At 71.3% G+C, this 17,854-nt stretch carries 18 protein-coding genes; 10 read left to right on the forward strand and 8 right to left on the reverse strand.

Annotated features, from left to right (window positions below; all coding sequences use genetic code 11):
• Positions 1–5: 5 nt before the first annotated feature.
• The gene (locus tag KBX26_RS19720) at positions 6–2,102 is read left to right on the forward strand and encodes an amino acid transporter (RefSeq protein ID WP_210866108.1); all 2,097 of its coding nucleotides are present in this window, start codon (positions 6–8) and stop codon (positions 2,100–2,102) included.
• A gap of 172 nt (positions 2,103–2,274) precedes the next feature.
• Positions 2,275–3,777 carry a hypothetical protein gene (locus tag KBX26_RS19725; RefSeq protein WP_030327572.1) on the forward strand — a complete coding sequence of 501 codons (1,503 nt, stop codon included), beginning with the start codon at positions 2,275–2,277 and terminating at the stop codon, positions 3,775–3,777.
• 126 nt (positions 3,778–3,903) lie between these two features.
• On the opposite strand, the gene KBX26_RS19730 is transcribed toward KBX26_RS19725, so the two are convergent.
• Together KBX26_RS19730 and KBX26_RS19735 are read right to left on the reverse strand one after the other, a co-directional pair.
• A complete protein-coding gene (locus tag KBX26_RS19730) occupies positions 3,904–4,863 on the reverse strand; it encodes a TIGR03557 family F420-dependent LLM class oxidoreductase (RefSeq protein ID WP_030327573.1) in 960 nt (319 codons plus the stop codon).
• A 161-nt stretch (positions 4,864–5,024) separates the two neighbouring features.
• Complete coding sequence (locus KBX26_RS19735) at positions 5,025–5,906, reverse strand: NAD(P)-dependent oxidoreductase (protein ID WP_210859618.1); 882 nt, start codon at positions 5,904–5,906, stop codon at positions 5,025–5,027.
• 50 nt (positions 5,907–5,956) lie between these two features.
• Between KBX26_RS19735 and KBX26_RS19740 the strand changes: the two genes are divergently transcribed.
• Positions 5,957–6,364: a helix-turn-helix domain-containing protein gene (locus KBX26_RS19740; protein ID WP_307857862.1), complete on the forward strand. Its 408-nt coding sequence runs from the start codon at positions 5,957–5,959 to the stop codon at positions 6,362–6,364.
• A gap of 79 nt (positions 6,365–6,443) precedes the next feature.
• Here the strand turns inward: KBX26_RS19740 and KBX26_RS19745 are convergent, their stop codons facing one another.
• Positions 6,444–6,650: a hypothetical protein gene (locus KBX26_RS19745; protein ID WP_030327576.1), complete on the reverse strand. Its 207-nt coding sequence runs from the start codon at positions 6,648–6,650 to the stop codon at positions 6,444–6,446.
• Between the two features lie 255 nt (positions 6,651–6,905).
• On the opposite strand from KBX26_RS19745, the gene KBX26_RS19750 reads away from it, so the two are divergent.
• The gene (locus KBX26_RS19750; protein WP_210866109.1) at positions 6,906–7,733 is read left to right on the forward strand and encodes a hypothetical protein; all 828 of its coding nucleotides are present in this window, start codon (positions 6,906–6,908) and stop codon (positions 7,731–7,733) included.
• A 34-nt stretch (positions 7,734–7,767) separates the two neighbouring features.
• Here KBX26_RS19750 and KBX26_RS19755 read toward each other — a convergent pair whose 3' ends face one another.
• The 3 genes from KBX26_RS19755 to KBX26_RS19765 all read right to left on the reverse strand — a co-directional run bounded on the left by KBX26_RS19755 (position 7,768) and on the right by KBX26_RS19765 (position 10,345).
• Positions 7,768–8,925 (reverse strand): low temperature requirement protein A, encoded by a 1,158-nt coding sequence (locus KBX26_RS19755; RefSeq protein ID WP_307857863.1) that lies wholly within the window; start codon positions 8,923–8,925, stop codon positions 7,768–7,770.
• Positions 8,926–9,102: 177 nt separating this feature from the next.
• Positions 9,103–10,059 carry a 5'-3' exonuclease gene (locus KBX26_RS19760; RefSeq protein ID WP_210866111.1) on the reverse strand — a complete coding sequence of 319 codons (957 nt, stop codon included), beginning with the start codon at positions 10,057–10,059 and terminating at the stop codon, positions 9,103–9,105.
• A gap of 58 nt (positions 10,060–10,117) precedes the next feature.
• Entirely contained in the window at positions 10,118–10,345 is a 228-nt protein-coding gene (locus tag KBX26_RS19765; protein ID WP_030327581.1) for a hypothetical protein, read from the reverse strand.
• A 175-nt stretch (positions 10,346–10,520) separates the two neighbouring features.
• On the opposite strand from KBX26_RS19765, the gene KBX26_RS19770 reads away from it, so the two are divergent.
• Positions 10,521–11,408, forward strand: coding sequence for a winged helix-turn-helix transcriptional regulator (locus KBX26_RS19770; RefSeq protein WP_210866112.1), 888 nt, complete (start codon positions 10,521–10,523; stop codon positions 11,406–11,408).
• Between the two features lie 50 nt (positions 11,409–11,458).
• On the opposite strand, the gene KBX26_RS19775 is transcribed toward KBX26_RS19770, so the two are convergent.
• Complete coding sequence (locus KBX26_RS19775) at positions 11,459–12,829, reverse strand: glycosyl hydrolase family 18 protein (RefSeq protein ID WP_210866113.1); 1,371 nt, start codon at positions 12,827–12,829, stop codon at positions 11,459–11,461.
• Positions 12,830–13,029: 200 nt separating this feature from the next.
• Between KBX26_RS19775 and KBX26_RS19780 the strand changes: the two genes are divergently transcribed.
• From KBX26_RS19780 to KBX26_RS19790, 3 genes are all read left to right on the forward strand, one after another.
• Positions 13,030–14,139: a Xaa-Pro peptidase family protein gene (locus tag KBX26_RS19780; protein WP_030327584.1), complete on the forward strand. Its 1,110-nt coding sequence runs from the start codon at positions 13,030–13,032 to the stop codon at positions 14,137–14,139.
• The gene (locus tag KBX26_RS19785; RefSeq protein WP_210866114.1) at positions 14,136–15,278 is read left to right on the forward strand and encodes an acyl-CoA dehydrogenase family protein; all 1,143 of its coding nucleotides are present in this window, start codon (positions 14,136–14,138) and stop codon (positions 15,276–15,278) included. The genes KBX26_RS19780 and KBX26_RS19785 overlap by 4 nt, the downstream gene beginning before the upstream one ends.
• Before the next feature lie 108 nt (positions 15,279–15,386).
• Positions 15,387–15,893 (forward strand): Lrp/AsnC family transcriptional regulator, encoded by a 507-nt coding sequence (locus tag KBX26_RS19790; RefSeq protein WP_030327586.1) that lies wholly within the window; start codon positions 15,387–15,389, stop codon positions 15,891–15,893.
• Here KBX26_RS19790 and KBX26_RS19795 read toward each other — a convergent pair.
• A complete protein-coding gene (locus KBX26_RS19795) occupies positions 15,823–16,434 on the reverse strand; it encodes a histidine phosphatase family protein (protein WP_210866115.1) in 612 nt (203 codons plus the stop codon). The genes KBX26_RS19790 and KBX26_RS19795 overlap by 71 nt on opposite strands.
• A 157-nt stretch (positions 16,435–16,591) precedes the next feature.
• On the opposite strand from KBX26_RS19795, the gene KBX26_RS19800 reads away from it, so the two are divergent.
• Both KBX26_RS19800 and KBX26_RS32785 read left to right on the forward strand, forming a co-directional pair.
• A complete protein-coding gene (locus KBX26_RS19800) occupies positions 16,592–16,786 on the forward strand; it encodes a CsbD family protein (RefSeq protein WP_088989634.1) in 195 nt (64 codons plus the stop codon).
• Positions 16,787–17,154: 368 nt separating this feature from the next.
• Positions 17,155–17,853, forward strand: a complete 699-nt coding sequence (locus KBX26_RS32785; protein WP_245233476.1) for a polysaccharide deacetylase family protein — start codon at positions 17,155–17,157, stop codon at positions 17,851–17,853.
• The last annotated feature ends 1 nt before the right edge of the window (position 17,854 follow it).

A 17,854-nucleotide genomic window follows, 5' to 3' on the forward strand; every position in this document is an offset into this window, starting at 1 on the left:
TGGCGATGGGTGACGAGCACCGGGCTAAACCACGACGCTGGAACGGACGCCGGCATACGCCGACCGGGCCGGACCCGGCACTGCGGGCGGCCCGCGATCCGGCCCGCCCGCACCGGGGCGGCCGGCAGGGTGTCGTGGTGCCCGAACGCGTGGCCACCCCGGCCCGCTCACTGTCGCCGACCAGCCCGTTGCGCCGGTGGCTCTTCCAGCACCAGGTGCAGCCGCCCGGCCCCGAGGCGATCGAGGGGCAGAGCCGTCGGCACGCCTGGTGGCAGGTGATGTGCCTGACCGGCGTGGACTACTTCTCCACGTTGTCGTACCTGCCGGGCATCGCGGCGGTGGCGGCCGGTGCGCTCTCCCCGTTGGCGACCCTGTTGATCGTCGCGCTCACTCTCTTCGGCATGCTGCCGATGTACCGGCGGGTGGCCCAGGAGAGCCCGCACGGTCAGGGTTCGGTGGCGATGCTGGAGCGGTTGTTGCCGTTCTGGCGGGGCAAGATCTTCGTCCTGGTGCTGCTCGGCTTCGTGGCCACCTCCTGGATCATCACGATCACCCTCTCCTCGGCCGACGCCACAGTGCACCTGTTGGAGAACCCGTACCTGCCGGACACGGTGCACGGGTCCCTGGTGCCGGTCGTGGTCACCGTGGTGCTGCTGCTGATCCTCGGCGGGGTGTTCCTGCTCGGATTCCGCGAGGCGGTGGTGGTGGCCATCCCGCTGGTCGCGGTCTTCCTGGTGCTCAACGCGGTGATCGTCGTGGTCGCGGTGGCCCGGATCGCCGCCGACCCGGGCATCGTGTCGGACTGGACGGCCGCGATCACCACGACCGGCGGGGGACCGGGCCACGTGCTGCTCACCGCGGTGCTGGCGTTCCCGCTGCTGGTGCTGGGGCTCTCCGGTTTCGAGACCGGGGTCAGCATGATGCCCCTGGTCGCGGCGGATGGTCCGGACCAGCAGGCCCGGCTCGCCGCCCGGATCCGCAACACGCGCCGACTGCTCACCACCGCCGCGTTGGTCATGTCGGTGTACCTGATCTCGACGACCTTCGTGACCACGGCGCTCATCCCGAAGCAGGAGTTCGCGCCGGGCGGCGCCGCGAACGGGCGGGCGCTGGCCTTCCTGGCGCACACCTACCTGGGTGAGGTGTTCGGCAGTGTCTACGACGTGAGCAGTGTGCTCATCCTCTGGTTCGCCGGCGCGTCGGCCATGGCCGGCTTGATCAACATCGTGCCGCGCTACCTGCCGTCGTACGGGATGGCGCCGGAGTGGGCGCGGGCGGTGCGTCCCGTGGTGATCGTCTACACCGTCGTCAGCGTCGCCATCACGATCGCCTTCCGCGCCGACGTCAACGCCCAGGCCGGCGCGTACGCCACCGGGATCCTGGCGATGATGGTCTCCGGGGCGGTGGCGGTGACGATCTCCGCGGCCCGTCGCCACCGGCGCGCCTCGGCGATCGGCTTCACCGTGCTGACCCTGGTGCTGCTGTACGCGCTGCTGGAGAACGTCATCGAACAGCCGGACGGGATCACGATCTCCGCGCTGTTCATCCTCGGCATCATCGCGGTCTCATTGGTCTCCCGGGTCACCCGGACCACCGAGCTGCGGGCCGAGCGCATCGAGTTCGACGAACCGGCCCGTCGGTTCATCACCGAGTCGCTGGCGCACGACGGGCAGCTGCACCTGATCGCGAACAAGCGGCAGAAGGGTTCGGTGAAGGAGTACACGATCAAGGAGCGGGCGCAACGCGGGATGAACCCGGTGCCCGGCGCCGCGGACGTGCTGTTCCTGGAGATCGATGTGGTGGATCCGTCGGACTTCAGCCAGGTGCTGCGCGTCCACGGGATCGAGGTGGGCGGCTTCCGGGTGTTGCGGGCCAACAGTCCGGCCGCGCCCAACGCGATCGCCGCGATCCTGCTGGCCCTGCGGGACGCCACCGGGGTCCGGCCGCACGCGCACTTCGAGTGGTCGGAGGGGAGCCCGATCGCGCACCTGGCGCGCTACCTCATCCTGGGTCGGGGGGACACCCCGCCGGTGGTGCGGGAGATCATCCGACGCACCGAACGGGACCCGCTGCGCCGGCCCGGGATCCACGTCGGCGGGTGACGTCGATGCCGATTTGCCGGCATTGAAGATGAAAGAGGGCACTATTCACGTTCACACCTTCCTGTCCGTATTGCGGACCTATCGTGACGTTTGGTGGTCGGCGAGCATGTCGGGCCCTCCGCGCCCGGATCGGCGCGGTCACGTCAGGTAGGCAGGAAGGTAGGCACCGTTGATGTCCACGTACCGAGAGGGAGACCGCGCGAGTCGACCCAGACGGCGGTCCCGATGGTTCTTAGCCGGCGGTTTACTGGCGGGGAGCCTGGTCGTGGGCGTGGCCGGAGCGGCTGCCGCCGCCGACCGCGCCCTCACCCTCCCAGGTCTGGCCCGACTGACCCCGGCGGCTGACGACGACCGCCGCGACGGCGACCGGCGGGCGACGCAGCAGGACCAGGACGGCCCGGAACAGGACCGTCCGAGCACCCCGGGCACCGGCAAGCGGGGCGTCGTGTCGGTTCCCTGCGACGCCGCGAAGCTGGTCGCGGCGCTGGTGACCGCCAACGCCGAGGGCGGCGGCGAACTCCGGCTCGCGCCCAAGTGCCGCTACACTCTCACCGAGGCGTTCCACGAGACCGACCAGTACGACGGCGGAATCCGCGACGCCCGGGAGGCGGCCGACGCGGCGGAGACCCCCGGTGACGCCGAGGCGCCGCCGCACAACCCGGCCGATGACACCGCCGGACTGCCGGTGATCTACCAGGCCATCACGATCGACGGCGCCGGCGCCACGATCGCCCGCGACGCCCAGGCCGCCCCGTTCCGCTTCTTCACCGTCCGCGACGGCGGCGAGCTGACCCTGCGGGACATGGAACTGCACAACGGCCGCTCGGCCATCGAGGGTGGCAGTGTGCACGTGGTGCACGGCGCCACCGCCGTGGTGGAACGGGTCACCGTCTCGCAGAGCACCTCGCTGTCGCCCGAGGGCGGCGGTGGCGGCATCTTCAACGACGGCAACATGGTGGTCACCGACTCCACGTTCGTCGGCAACAGCGCATCGGGCGCCGCGGGCAAGGGCGGGGGCCTGCTCAACGGTGGTGTCCTGACGCTGAAGCGTTCCGAGTTCCACCGCAACAGCGCCAACGGCTACGGCGGCGGGCTCGGCAACTACCGGGGTGCCGCCGACGTGGAGAGCGTCTCCTTCACCCAGAACAGCGCCGCCCAGGGGGGCGGGCTGGCCAGCTTCTCGGCCCGCACGAAGGTCTCCGACACCGAGCTGCTCAACAACACCGCCCAGGTCGGCGGCGGCGCCGCCAACTCCGACGCGGTGCTGGTGATGCGCACGATGACCATCCGGGGCAACACGTCCACTGTCAACGGCGGCGGCATCTCGACGGTGAAGGGCCTGACGCCGCTCGACGACAGCGTGGTCGAGGGCAACACCACCCACGGCCTGGGTGCCGGCATCTACGCCGAGAAGGCGAATCTGCTGGTGCGGGGCAGCGACGTGGTCCGCAACGAGGCGGTCGGCGCGGCGTCCCAGGGTGGCGGCATCTACGCCAGCGCGGGCTCGGTGGCGATCTACACCAGCAAGGTCACCCACAACGCGTCGACGCTGAAGCCCGGTGGTGTCTTCGGCATGCACGCCCAGGTCAAGATCGACGATGAGAGCGTGGTCGTCGAGAACGAGCCGACCAACTGCGAGGGCAGCCAGGTGCCGATCGCGCACTGCTTCCGCTGAACGTCGACTCGCGCACCTCATCCCGAGAACGCGGACGAGCCGCCCCGGTGATCGGTCGGGGCGGCTCGCCCGTGCCCGCCCCGGTCAAACGCCGCCCGCGGGCGTCACCCCCGCCGCCCGTCGGCGTCACCCCATCGCACGTAGCCGGCCGGCGAGATCGCCGGCGAAGAAGTCGAGGAAGCCGTCCGGGTCGGGGCCGGCGTTCTGCAGCACGATGTGGTCGAAGCCGGCCTCGACGTACGACCGGACCTTGGCGACGTGCGGTTCCGGGTCCGGGCCGACGGCGAAGAGCTGCCGGATGTGCTTCTCCTCGACGTACGCGCTCGCCGCGTCGAAGTTGACCGGGTTCGGCAGCTCGCTCATCACCTTCCAGCCGGTCACCATCCACCGGCTCGTCTGCAACACCGCCTGCACCGCCTGTTGCTCGTCGGTGGCCCAGGCCACTGGCACCTCGGCGTAGCGCGGGCCGGCACCCTGCGCGCGTCGGTAGTGCTCGACGATCGACGCGTCCGCGTCGGTGGCGAACAGTCCGTCGCCCAACTCGGCGGCGAGCCGCGCCGACGCCTCACCGCTGGCCGCCACCGCGATCACGGGCAGGGTGTCCGGCAGATCGAAGACTCGGGCGTCCTCCAGGTGCAGGTGCCGTCCCTCGTACGACTGGTAGCCGCCCTGCCAGAGCAGCCGGATGATCTCCAGCGCCTCGCGTAGTCGCTCGTGTCGGCCCCGCACGCTGGGGAAGCCCTGCCCGACCACGTGCTCGTTGAGCCGCTCGCCTGCGCCCACGCCCAGGGTGAACCGGCCGTCGGAGATCAGTGCCATGGTCGCCGCGGCCTGGGCGATGATCGCCGGGTGGTAGCGGACGGTCGGGCAGGTGACACCGGTGGCCAGACGCAGGGTGCTGGTTCTGGCCGCGATGGCGCCGAGCACGCTCCAGGTGAAGGACGAGTGCCCCTGTGCGTCCAGCCAGGGGTGGAAGTGGTCGCTCATCTCGACGAAGTCGAAGCCGGCCCGCTCGGCCAGGACGGCCTGGCGGATGATCTCCTGCGGGCCGTACCCCTCCGAGGCCAACTTGTAGCCGATCTGCATGCCCGCACTCCCGATCCCGTTTCGCTGACTGAGGCATCGGCGGTTCCCGGCCCCGGCGCGGACAAACGCCACAGGCCGCAAACCAGCCTCCTAGGATGCCGTAGGCGGTGTGCGGTGGACGACGGCAGGTGCCAAGGACCGCCTCCAGCCACCGGACACCGTCACCGCACCAGCAGATCGATGACGCCCGTCAGGTCCTCCTCGCCACCGCCCTCCGCCAGGCGGCGGCGCATCAGGTCGAAGTAGGGGCTGAGCAGTTCGGGGCTGACGCCCTGCTGCTCGGCGGTGCTCAGAAAGGTCGGCGTGCCCGCCACCTGCATGGCGAGAGGGGAGACGACCCCCTTGGTGTAGTCCCCGCTGCGCAGCTGGTCGGCGGTCTGGTGAACCGCCGGGACCATCGCGACGAGCCAGTCGGCGAGCAGTGCGGCGAGCGCCGACGGGTCGATGTCCTCCCGGCGGATCAGGGCGAATGCGTGCGCGGCCCCGGCGAACATCCCGTACATGGCGCTGAGGAGAGCCACGTCGTGCAGGGCCGCGAAGCCCGCGTCCTCACCGACGTAGGTGGTGCCGACCGGAACGCCCAGCGTCTCCCGGTGCCGTTCGAACAGCGCTCGTGAGCCGCTGTAGAAGACGTAGCCGCCGGCCTCCGGGACGCCGACCATCGGTGGGACAGCCATGATTCCACCGTCCAGGTACCGCGCGCCGCGTCGGCGGGCCCACGCCGCGCGGGCGCGGGCCTGGGCAGGGGTGCTGGTGGTCAGGTTGACCAGATCCCGGCCGATCAGGTCCACGCCGGCCAGCACCTGGTCGACCGAGCTGTCGTCCAACAGGCAGACGACGACCAGGGTGCTTGCCGCGACCGCCTGTGCGGCGCTGCCCGCGACCCTTGCCCCTTCGGGCACGAGCGCTGCGGCGCGGGTCGGGGTGCGGTTCCAGACGGTGAGCGGGTAGCCGGCGACAAGCCAGGCTCGGGCAAGCGCGGTACCCATCGCGCCGAGTCCCAGCATCGTGACGGAGGGCTTCTCCACAGTGTTCGGTTCCATGCCGATTAGGCTGGTCACCGGCCCCCAGGTGATCAAGTACGCACGTCGAGGTGCGTGGTTACCCGGGGGTGAGCGAGCACGTCGGAGGGGTGGGTATGGCGACGGTGAACCGGCCGGGCACCGCGGACGGACACGCCTGCGGTATCGACACCGCGATGGAGGTGATCGGCGGCAAGTGGAAGGTGCTGATCCTCTGGGCGCTCCACGAGCACCCCCTGCGTCGCTTCGGCGAGCTGCGTCGACTGCTTCCGGGGATCACGGAGAAGGTGCTGGCCTCTCACCTACGGGAGATGGAGGCGGACGGCATCGTACGCCGCGTCTCCTACGACGAGGTGCCGCCCCGCGTCGAGTACTCGTTGACCGAGGACGGCACGCGCCTCAACGACGCCCTCGAGCCGCTGGCCGCCTGGGGACGCGATCGGTCGACCGTTCGACGGCCGGGGGAGGAGGCGGGCTAGTGCTCCGGAGCGACCTCGCCGAAAACTGCACCGGCCCGCGCCCCACCACGGGGGGCACGGGCCGGTCCACGTCTGTTGCCTACTTGGAAGGCTCGGGCAGCTTGCAGTCGACCTTCGGGTTGGCGCCGATGTAGTTCAGCGGCCCGGCCACGATCGTGACCAGGATGGTGCCGGCCTCGGCGCAGTTGGTGTCGTCACCGCTGTAGTAGCCGCGCTGGCCAGCGGCGATGGCGCCGATCACCAACCAGATCACGACGATGACTCCGAGAATCGAGGTGCCGCGCATCGCTGCCTCCTGAGGTATGTGGTGGATCTGAGGTGCAGCGGTTGTACCCAATCGGGTCGCGCCGCTAACTGTTGCGTGCTAAGGCCGCCTGCGGCGGATCCTCCGTCCGGCCGATGCCGTCCGCCGATGCGTACCGCCCGGGCATCCGCCGCCCGCACCGGGTAGCGCCTGTCGGCTATCGGATCGACGACCGACCTCGCCGTGATCGGGCTGAGTGGACGTAGAACTGCCTCACGGCCCCGCCGAGGAGGACCCATGGACGCCCCGACACCGCCCCTGTACATCGACCGCCCCGAGGACGTCGCGGTCGCGGCCCGCGCGCTCGCCGGCGGCGCGATCGTCGCGGCGGCGTTCGCCAACTTCTACGTCATCGTCGCCCGCCCGGACGCGGCCACCGTGCGCCGGGTCAACCTGGCCAAGGGTCGACCGGCCCACCAGGTCGGCAGCATCACCACAGCGATCGGCCGGATCCCGGGGATGTTCGACTGGACGCGGATCTCGCCCCGGCTGCCGGTCGGTCGGGTGCGCGCGCTGATGGACGCCCTCTACGGGGCCGGACCGTTCGGCTTCCGCGGGCCGGCCGCCGACCGGCTCCCCGACCACCTCACCCAGGTCGACCAGGGGATGCGGACCACCCAGGTGATCGCACCGGGGCTGACCTGCCCGTCCAACGCCCTCTTCGAGCGGGTGCTCGCCGAGACCGGCACGGATCACCTCTACATCACCTCGGCGAACCGGTCGCGGCACCTGACCGGCGCGGCTGAGGAACCGGCGCACTGGAAGGCGGGCGCCCTGGCCGCCGACTTCGCCCACCTCGACGATCTGGTGGTGCTCGTGCACCGCGACGAGGCCGCCGCCCGCGCCGCGTACCCGGGTTACCTCACCACCTCGGTCACCCTGCTCTCGTTCCACGCACCGGAGGGTGACCTCGAAGAACCGCCGGTGCTCACGGTGGACCGGCACGGGTCGCTGCACCTGGACGACGTCCGCCGCGCCGCCGCGCCGCTGGGCCTGCAGGTGCGCCTGGCGGGCACCGCCCGGCAACGGTTGCAGGTCCGGGGGTACGCCGGGGCGCTGGTCTGAGCCGTTGCCGGCGATGCCCGCGGCCCGGCCGGCTTCAGTGCGGCGGTGACGGGGCCTCCGGTGGCTTGCCGTGACTGCGCCGGAAGTCCGCGTAGGCCACGCCGGCCAGCACCAGCAGCCCACCGAGGGAGGCGCAGGCCGGCGGCAGGTACAGCAGGGCGGGCGCGATGGTCAGCAGCGCCAGCACCCCACCGGGCCGGGACCAGGAGACCCGGCTGAACACCTCGTACTCGAAGGCGGCCCGGCCGGCCAGGAAGAGCGCCGGGCCGCCGAGGATCACCGCCAGCCAGGCCGGCGGCGTCCGCCCGGTCGGGTCGTGCAGCACCAGGTGGAAGCCGGATGCCGTGGTGACCACCCCGGCGATCATCAACAGATGGGTGTACGGCGCGCTGAACAGGAACTTGCTGGGGGAGCGGGCCGTCTGGATGGCGGTCGGCAGCAGTTCGCCGGACTTGTGCACGTAGATCCGCCAGAGCAGCAGCGTGGTCAGGAACGCCACAGCGAACGCGCCGATGTTCTCGGCCTCGGTGTGCTCCATGCTGAACATGGTGCCGATGGTCAGGATGGCGTCGCCGAGCGCGATGATGAAGAACTGCTGGTAACGCTCGGAGAGATGTTCCGCGGTGACGTTGCGTTGCTGCTCCGGGACCACCCCCAGCCCCGGCACCGGGTACGCGAGCCGGAAGCCGAGGTAGTCGATGGCGAGCGCGGTGGCCCAGCAGGCGATCCGGGCGTCCTCGCTGACGAATGCGCCGATGAGCCACGGGATCGCCGACACCACGAACCACAGGAAGATGCGGGCCGCCCGCCGTTGGGTCTGTGGTTCGCGGCGTACCGCTGGCATCAGGAACAGTCCACGCCCCAGGTGGATCGCCACGTACGTGCCGGCGAAGACGATCCCTCGATTGTTGAACGCCTCCGGGATCGCCGTGGTCATCAGCAGCGCGCCGAACATCACGGCGCTGATCAGTAGCTTGATCGCGGTGCGTTCGGGGTTGTACATGTCGGTGACGAGCGTGGTGATCGCCCAGGTCCACCAGACGGCGGCCAACATGATCAGCGCCTCGGCGGCGCGGTGCCAGTCGAGCTGGTCGACCAGTCCCCGCGAGATGAGCGCGAGCGCGACCACGTACACCAGGTCGAAGAAGAGTTCGAGGAGGGTGACCCGGCGCGGGCCCTCCGGGTCGCGCACCGGTGGACCGCTGGCCCGTGGTGACCCGGGTTCCGGCGCGGGGAGGTGCACGGGATTCTCCTGCGGAACCGCTCGACTCGATGGACCTGTGGGTCCGCCTCAACGGACGGTAACGAGCGGGTGAGGGCACTGGCGCGCGTTCGCCCGCCCGTCCCCCGACCGGGTTGTGTCGGGCGGCTAGCCCGCCTGCGGGGATGTCGACGGCTTCTCGCCGCCGCGGGGGGCGGCGAGGGCGTCGACCAGGCGGCGGGCCGAGCCGGCCAGGTTCCATCGTTGGGCGAGTTCGAGCAGCCGGTCCGGGTCGGCCGGCGCGGTCGGCAGTGCGGTGGGCAGTTGCGGCAGTGGCACGTCCAGTGCGACCCGGACCACTGTCGGCGCGACGCCCAGGTAGTCGCGTGCCGCGACCAGCTTGGCGCGCAGGCCGGGCGCGAAGGACGAGTCGGAGTCGTCGAGCGCGGCCAGGATGCCGGCGATGCTGCCGTAGCGCTCGATCAGTCGGGCGGCGGTCTTCTCGCCGACGCCGGCCACTCCGGGCAGCCCGTCGCTCGGGTCGCCGCGCAGCGCGGCGAAGTCGGCGTACCGGTCGGCCGGTACGCCGTAGCGGGCCCGCACCGCGGCGTCGTCGCAGTCGTCGAGTTTGGCCACGCCGCGCCCGACGTAGAGCAGCCGGACCTCTCGGGCGTCGTCGACGAGCTGGAACAGGTCCCGGTCTCCGGAGACCACCTCGACCGGGCCGGGTTGGGTCACCGAGAGGGTGCCGAGCACGTCGTCGGCCTCGTAGCCGGTGGCGCCGACCGCGGTGATGCCCACCGCGGCGAGGACCTCCAGGATCATCGGGACCTGCGGGGAGAGGGTGTCCGGAACGATCTCGCCGCCCTGCGGGGCGACCCGGTGCGCCTTGTACGACGGCAGCAGGTCGACGCGCCACGCCGGGCGCCAGTCGTGGTCCAGGGCGCAGACCATCCGGTCGGCGCCGCGCACCCGGATCAGGGTGGCGAGCATGTCGAGGAAGCCGCGTACCGCGTTGACCGGGGTGCCGTCCTCGGCCTTGGCGGCGGACTCCGGAATGCCGAAGTAGGCCCGGAAGTAGAGGCTGGCTGCGTCGATCAGCAGGATCGGGGGTCGGTGTGCCACGCCGGACAGCCTGGCACAACCCTCTGACGATCGGGGGTACGCCCGGCCGTCGGTGGGGTCAGCGGCGCTCGTCGGGCTGGTAGACGGTCTCGCGGCGGGCCAGGTGCTGCACGATGTAGCTGGTCACCAGCAGCAGGATCGCGACCACCACCTCGACCCAGGCGGCGACGCCGTCGGCGACGGTGAGGCCGATGATCAGCAGGACCAGGCCGACGAGGGCGAGGACGCCGGCCCAGAGTTGGCGGCGGCGGCGTGTCGCGGCCTGGCTCGCCTGGTTCGCTGCCATGTCGGTCCTCCCGGTCGGGGAGTCCGGGCGGCTCCCCGCTTCCAGGCTAGGGGTCGCGGTGGCGTTCGATGAGGGAAACCGACGCGCGGGGGCGTGCCGGCACCCGGCCGTCGCCGCCCAGTCCGTTCCAATCCGGAACGGACTATAGTCGAGGCGGAACCAATGGAGGTGGACGGTGCGGCGGGAGGATCTTGCCGATGCGGACTGCGGCATCGCGCAGGCGCTGGGCGTGCTGGGGGACTGGTGGACCTTCCTCATCGTTCGCGACGTCGCCGGTGGCACGACCCGCTTCGACGGGCTCCAACGGGAGTTGGGCGTCAGCCGGCGGGCGCTGACCGAACGCCTCGCCGCGCTGGTCGAGCACGGTGTGCTGGAACGCAGACCGTATTCGGACCACCCGCCCCGCTACGACTATCTGCTCACCGCGCGGGGCGAGGGCCTGTTGCCGGTGCTGATCGCCATGCAGGACTGGGGGACGAGGTATCTCATGGGTGACGGTGATCTGACCGCTACCGCCGACGCCGGCTCGGCCGAGGCGCGCCGGGCACATGATCTGGTCGGCCGGCGGCTGCCCGAGATCGTCCTGCCCGCCGCCGACGGGCAGCCGGTCGCGCTGGCCGCGACGGACGCGTGGAGCGTCCTCTACCTGTTCCCGGGGGCGTACGCGCCGGGGACGCACGGCTACCCGCCCGGCTGGGCGGAGATTCCCGGTGCCCGGGGGTGCACGCTGGAGTCGACCACCTACGCCAGGCGTCACCCGGACTTCCAGGCCGCCGGTGTCCGGGTGTACGGCGTCAGCACCCAGCGGCCCGACCAGCTCGCCGCCTTCGCCGCGTACGCCGAGCTGCCGTTTCCCCTGCTGTCCGATGAGGATGGTCGGCTGGCGGCGGGGCTGCTGCTGCCGGTGTTCCGGGCGGGCGGGGTGAACCGGTTCAAGCGACTGACGTTGCTGGTCGACCCGACGGCGGTGGTGCGGGCGGTGCAGTTCCCGGTCACCGACCCGGCCGGCTCGGTGCAGGAGATGCTGACAGTGGTCCGTGAGCTCGCCGGGGCCCCCGACTGACGCGGTGGCGTCGATCGGGAGCCCCGGGGCAACAGCCTGCGGGCGTGCCGTCAGGCCGGGAGCGTCCAGCGTTGGTTGGCGCCGGCGAAGCAGTCCCAGATCTGCAGCCGGGTGCCGTCGGCGGAGCTGTTGTCGGTGGCGTCGAGGCACTTGTTCGACTGCGGGTTGCGCAGCGTCCCGTTGGACTGCGCCTGCCAGACCTGCGCGCCGCTGCCGTTGCAGTCCCAGAGTTGGACCTTCGCGCCGTTGGCGGTGGAGCCGCTGGCGATGTCGGCGCACTTGCCGAGGGCGCGCAGCGTGCTGTCGCTGGCGACGGTCCAGGTCTGCGCGTTGGTGCCGTTGCAGGTCCAGAGCTGGATGGCGGCGCCGTTGGCGGTGCTGGCCGAGGCCACGTCGACGCACTTGCCGCCGATCCCGGTGATCCGGCCGGTACGACCGGTCGGCGGCGGGGTGGTGCCGCCCATGATCGTGTCGTACATGGCGCTGACCAGTGAGGTCGAGCCGGTGGTGTCCTGCGACAGCTCCCAGTTCATCACGCCGCCGGCGTTTGCGAGGGCCCACTGCGTCTTGCGCTTGACCGTCGGGACGCCGTTGTAGCACTGCTGGGCCCCGCCGGCGGTGGTGCAGTCCCGGTTGGCGTTCGCCGGGTCCAGCGCGACCAGCGCCGAGTAGGTGTAGTAGCCGGGACGGCTGTAGAACGGGATGCCGAGGACGGCCTTGCTGGCCGGCAGGCCGCGGGCCTTCCACAGGTTGACGCTGTTGATCGACCAGTCGTAGTTCGAGTGCGGGCTGCCGCCGTCGTACGCCATGATGTTGAGCCAGTCGACCTGGTTGAACACGGCCGGCTGCACGCCGTCGACGGAGTAACCCTCGGAGACCACAGCGGCGGTGAGCAGCTTGCCGCGACTGTGCATGGCGGTGCCGAGCTGCGTCATGAGCGCCGTGTAGTTGTTGGCCGAGGCGCCCGGGTCGGGGTATTCCCAGTCCATGTCGACGCCGTCGAGGTTGTACTGGTTGACGAAGTTGACCAGGTTGTTGACGAAGGTGGTCCGGCTGCCGGAGTTGGCCGCGAGGGCCTCGAAGGCCGAGTCGTTGCCGTCGTTCCAGCCGCCGACCGCGATCGACACCTTGACGTTGTTGGCGTGTGCCTGGGAGACCAGCGAGGAGAGTTTGCTCGGGTTCTCCACCGCGCGCAGGCTGCCGTCGTTGTTGGGCAGCACGAACGCGTAGTTGATGTGGGTGAGCTTGTTGTACTGGATGGTGTTGACGTTGCCGGCCCAGGAGGGCATGTAGCCGACGCTCTTGAAGTTGTTCGGCAGCACCACGGCCTGCGCGGCGGTGGCGGTGACGGTCAGAGTGGCGCCGGCCGTGGCCAGCGCGAGCAGGCCGGCGGCGAGGGCGCGGCGCAGTGGTGAGGACATCGGGGGCCTTCCCGTGGGCGGGGGACGACACCCGCCCACGCGGGGTGTCGCGGGCGGGGAGTGCGGGACGCAGGTGCGGGTGGGCCTCGAGGCAGCCAAATCTTAAAGAGTGTTAACTGTCCGAGTCAATCAACATCGGTGGATTTCCGGCCGAGCGGAGCCGATAGGGAGTTTGCCCAAACGACCGTTAAGCTGACGGGGTGGGAATCGACGAGCTGTATCCGCCCGATCGGCTGATCGCCGCGCAGCGCGCCACGGCCGCCGCCGGTCTGGACGCCCTGCTGCTCACCCCCGGTTCCGACCTGCGGTACCTGACCGGGTACGACGCCCACGCGGGGGAGCGGCTGACCTGCCTGGTGCTGCCCGCCGAGGGCGAGCCGACCCTGATCGTGCCGAGGCTGGAACGCCCCGCGGCGGAGGCGGCCCCGAACACCGGGGTGCGCATCGTCGACCACGTCGACGGCAGCGACCCGTACCCCCTGGTCGTGGCCGCCCTCGACGGCCCGGTCGCGGCGGTCGGGCTCGCCGACCGGATGTGGGCCGAGCAGGTCCTCGGCCTGCGCGCGGCGCTGCCCGACGCCGCGCAACGCCTCGCCGGGGAGGTGCTGCGTGAGCTGCGGATCCGCAAGTCCCCGGCGGAGATCGCGGCGCTCGCCGAGGCCGGCGCGGCGATCGACGAGGTGCACCTGCGGATGGGCGAGTGGCTGCGCCCCGGGCGCACCGAGGCCGAGGTCGGCACCGACATCGCCGCGGCGATCCGCGCCGCCGGGCACGTCAGCGTCGACTTCGTCATCGTGGCGGCCGGGCCGAACGGGGCCAGCCCGCACCACGGCACCTCCGACCGGCCGATCGGCGCCGGCGAGCCGGTGGTGGTCGACATCGGCGGCACGATGCCGTCGGGCTACCGCTCGGACTGCACCCGCACCTATCTGGTGGGTGGGCCGGCGCCGGCCGACTTCCTGGACTACTACGCGGTGCTGCGCGACGCCCAGCGCGCCGCCGTCGAGGCGGTGCGACCCGGAATCACCGGCGCGGCGGCCGACGCGGCGGCCCGGGAGCCGATCGCCGCCGCCGGCTACGGGCCCGCCTTCCTGCACCGCACCGGCCACGGCATCGGGCTCGACGGGCACGAGGAGCCGTACCTGGTGGACGGCAACGACCGGCCCTTGGAGGCCGGGATGGCGTTCTCCATCGAACCGGGCATCTACCTGGCGGGCCGGCACGGCGCCCGTATCGAGGACATCGTCGTCTGCACAACGGACGGCGTGCAACGGCTCAACACCACCCCCACGGAGCTCATCGCGCTATGACTGTCGACCGGATCCTGCCCACCGACGAGGCCCACGACCTGCTGGGTCTCGCCACCGAGCTCGCCGACGGCGAGCTCGCGCCGAAGGCCGCGGCCTTCGAGGAACGCGCCGAGTTCCCCCGTGAGGTGCTGCGCACGCTGGGCCGCGCCGGCCTGCTCGGCCTGCCGTACCCGGAGGAGTACGGCGGCGCGGCGCAGCCGTACGAGGTGTACCTGCAGGTGTTGGAGATCCTGGCCAGCCGTTGGCTCGCGGTCGCCGAGGCGGTCAGCGTGCACACCCTGTCCTGCTATCCGGTGGCGGCGTTCGGCAGCGACGAGCAGCGCAAGCTGCTGCCGGACATGCTCGGTGGCGAGTTGCTGGGCGCGTACTGCCTCTCCGAGCCGCAGGGTGGCTCGGACGCGGCGGCGCTGAGCACCCGGGCCGAGCGCGACGGGGACGCGTACCTGGTCTCCGGCACCAAGGCGTGGATCACCCACGCCCGGACGGCCGACTTCTACAACGTCTTCTGCCGCACCGGCGGGCCCGGCCCGAAGGGGATCTCCTGCCTGGTCGTCGACGCGGGCACGGCGGGCATCACCCCGCAGGCGGCGGAGCGGACGATGGGGCTGCGCGCCTCTCCGGTGGCGCAGATCGCCTTCGACGAGGCCCGGGTGCCGGCGGACCGGCTGATCGGCGGCGAGGGGATGGGCTTCACCATCGCGATGTCCGCGCTGGACTCCGGTCGGCTGGGCATCGCGGCGTGCGCGGTCGGACTGGCCCAGGCCGCCCTGGACTACGCGGTCTCCTACGCCCGGGAGCGGCAGCAGTTCGGGCGCTCCATCATCGACTTCCAGGGGCTGGGGTTCCTCCTCGCCGACGCGGCCACCCAGATCTCCGCCGCCCGCGCGCTGACCCTGGCGGCGGCCCGGCTGCGCGACGCCGGCCGCCCGTACGCGATCGAGGCGGCCAAGGCGAAGCTCTTCGCCACCGACATGGCGATGCGGGTGACCACCGACGCGGTGCAGGTGCTCGGCGGCGCGGGGTACGTGGCCGACCACCCGGTGGAGCGGTACATGCGCGAGGCGAAGGTGTTGCAGATCGTGGAGGGCACCAACCAGATCCAGCGGATGGTGATCTCCCGGGCCCTCGCGAAGGGCTGACGGCGGCGCCCGGTGGCGCGGTCGCGGTGGGTGCGTCACGGCCTGTCGCGGTCCGCCACCGGAGGTACCGCGTCGCCGTGCGACGATTTTCCCGGTAGGTTGCACGCCGTGGAGGAGATCGACCGCGCTATTGTCGCCGCGCTGACCGCCGACGGCCGTCTGTCGTACACCGACCTGGCCGAGCGGGTGGGGCTGTCGGTGTCCGCGGTGCACCAGCGGGTCCGCCGGCTGGAGCAGCGCGGAGTGATCAAGGGGTACGCCGCCCGGGTGTCGTTCGAGGCGTTGGATCTGCCGCTGACCGCGTTCGTGGCGATCCGGCCGTTCGATCCGTCGCAGCCGGACGACGCCCCGGAGCGGCTGGCCCACCTGCCGGAGATCGATTCGTGCTACTCGGTGGCGGGGGAGGACTTCTACCTGCTGCTGGTGCGGGTGGCCAGCCCCACCGACCTGGAGCGGGTGCTGCAGGAGATCCGCACCTCGGCGAACGTCACCACCCGCACGACCGTGGTGTTGTCCACGCCGTACGAGAACCGGCCGCCGAAGATCACCGCTGCGGCACCGAGTCGGTCGCGGTCCCGGGCGCCGGAGGAGCCGGCTGGTTCCACCGCAGGATGACCTGCCGGCCGTGTTCGTGGCCGAGCGCGCTGACCGTGGCGGTGTCCAGGCGTAGCCGCCCACCGGCGGACGGTGGCATGCCGATCCAGCGGGCGCCGAGCACCCGCAGGCTGTGCGCGTGCCCGACCAGCGCGACGGTGCCCCGGTCGAGCAGCGGGGTGACGCGGGCCAGCACCCGGTCGAGGCGTTGGCCCACCTGCGCGGGGGACTCCCCGCCGGGGCAGCCGTCGGTCCAGATGTTCCAGTGCGGATCGTCGTCGTGGATGTCGACGGTGGTGCGGCCCTCGTACTCGCCGTAGTTCCACTCGCTGAGGTCCTCGTCGACGCTGTCGACGGTGAGCCCGGCCAGCTGCGCGGTGCGCAGCGCCCGGGAGCGGGGGCTGGCCAGCACGGTGACGAAGCGTCGGGCGGCCAGGAACGCGGCCAGCGTGCGGGCCTGTCGCTCGCCGTCGGGGGTCAGCTCCAGGTCGGTGTACGAGGTGTGCCGGTGGCTGGCGCTCCAGGTGGTCTCGCCGTGCCGGATCAGCAGGAGCTCTCCCATGCGGCCAGTTAACCATCGTGGGACTGCCCCGACAGTCGACCCCACCACAACCTATCTTCCTAGGACGCCTTACAGGGTGTGGCAACCGGTACCACCGGTTTCAGCACCCGGAGACCGGGCACACGAGCCAGGACAACCGCCAGACCGAGGAGGCGCGATGAGCTTCACCGAGAAGGCAAAGAACAAGGTTGAGCAGATGGCCGGCGCCGCGAGGGAGCGCGTCGGCGATATGACCGACAACGAGCGGATGCGTGGCGAGGGCGCCAGCCAGCAGAGCGACGCGCGCGCCAAGCAGGCCGGTCAGAACGTCAAGGACGCGGGTCGCAACGTGAAGGACTCGTTCACGAAGTGACCTGAGCGGTTCGCGGGTCCCCGGGCGGCGATGCGCCCGGGGACCCGTCGTGCTGTGGGCGTTCACGACGACACCGCAGGGGGCAGTGAACGGCTTTCGCGTTTGCGATGATCTGCGGCGTGATCCGATCTGGGCTTCGCCCGTTAACTGGCGTACTGGTCGTGGCGGCCATTCTTGGCGGTGCCGGGTGTGAAGCGTCCCGGGTGCCTCCCTCGGGCCAGCCGGTCTTCGTCGGCTCGTCCGCGTCGTCGAACCCATCCGCGCCGTCGGTCGCGCCGTCGGTCGCTGCCTCTTCGGTGGGGCCGTCCGCAGGTGCCGACCCGGCTGTTCCGTCGGCCGGTGTCCCGTCGCCGTCGGCGGTTGCCTCGGTGCCGGGCGCGACGCCGACCGGCACCAGGGCGCCGGTGGTGAACAACGGGCCGCGGACCGGTAACAAGGTCGCGTTGACCTTCGACGCGGACATGACCGACGCCATGCTTGCCAGTCTGCGGGCCGGTCGGGTGAAGTCGTACGCCAACCTGCACATCCTCGACCTGCTGGAACGGGAGCAGGTGCCGGCGACGTTCTTCCTCACCGGAAAGTGGGTGCGGCGCTATCCGGACGTGACCCGGCGGATCGCCGACAACCCGCGCTTCGAACTGGCCAACCACACCTACGGGCACGCGGCGTTCACCACTGACTGCTACGACCTGCCCGCACTGCCGGTCGACGAACTGGCCCGGGACGTGGCGAAGACCTTCGAGGTGATCAAGCCGTACGGGGGTCGGCAGACCCGCTACTTCCGCTTTCCGGGGCTCTGCCACGACGCGGCGGCGTTGGAGGCGTTGGCGCCGTTGGGTGTGACGGTTGTCGACGGGGACGTGGTCAGCGGTGATCCGTTCGCGACCGCGTGGAAGCCGTTGGTGCGCGCGGTGCTGGACCACGTCCGCCCCGGATCCGTGGTGATCATGCATGTGACCGAGGCGAACGCGGCGATGACCGACGAGGCGTTGCCGCACATCCTGGCCGGGTTGCGCAAGCGAGGGCTGGTGCCGGCGCCGTTGTCCGAGGTACTGGGTGAGGCCTGAC

This window comes from Micromonospora sp. C97, from assembly GCF_018070385.1.
GTDB classification, from domain to species: domain Bacteria; phylum Actinomycetota; class Actinomycetes; order Mycobacteriales; family Micromonosporaceae; genus Micromonospora; species Micromonospora parva.

Bases quoted from the DNA above. Each gene is read 5' to 3' on its own strand.
- KBX26_RS19735 (WP_210859618.1), bottom strand. From the start codon at position 5,906: ATGGAACCGAACACTGTGGAGAAGCCCTCCGTCACGATGCTGGGACTC.
- KBX26_RS19800 (WP_088989634.1), top strand. From the start codon at position 16,592: ATGAGCTTCACCGAGAAGGCAAAGAACAAGGTTGAGCAGATGGCCGGC.
- KBX26_RS19785 (WP_210866114.1), top strand. From the start codon at position 14,136: ATGACTGTCGACCGGATCCTGCCCACCGACGAGGCCCACGACCTGCTG.
- KBX26_RS19795 (WP_210866115.1), bottom strand. From the start codon at position 16,434: ATGGGAGAGCTCCTGCTGATCCGGCACGGCGAGACCACCTGGAGCGCC.
- KBX26_RS19750 (WP_210866109.1), top strand. From the start codon at position 6,906: ATGGACGCCCCGACACCGCCCCTGTACATCGACCGCCCCGAGGACGTC.
- KBX26_RS19745 (WP_030327576.1), bottom strand. From the start codon at position 6,650: ATGCGCGGCACCTCGATTCTCGGAGTCATCGTCGTGATCTGGTTGGTG.
- KBX26_RS19765 (WP_030327581.1), bottom strand. From the start codon at position 10,345: ATGGCAGCGAACCAGGCGAGCCAGGCCGCGACACGCCGCCGCCGCCAA.
- KBX26_RS19720 (WP_210866108.1), top strand. From the start codon at position 6: ATGGGTGACGAGCACCGGGCTAAACCACGACGCTGGAACGGACGCCGG.
- KBX26_RS19730 (WP_030327573.1), bottom strand. From the start codon at position 4,863: ATGCAGATCGGCTACAAGTTGGCCTCGGAGGGGTACGGCCCGCAGGAG.
- KBX26_RS19725 (WP_030327572.1), top strand. From the start codon at position 2,275: ATGTCCACGTACCGAGAGGGAGACCGCGCGAGTCGACCCAGACGGCGG.
- KBX26_RS19775 (WP_210866113.1), bottom strand. From the start codon at position 12,829: ATGTCCTCACCACTGCGCCGCGCCCTCGCCGCCGGCCTGCTCGCGCTG.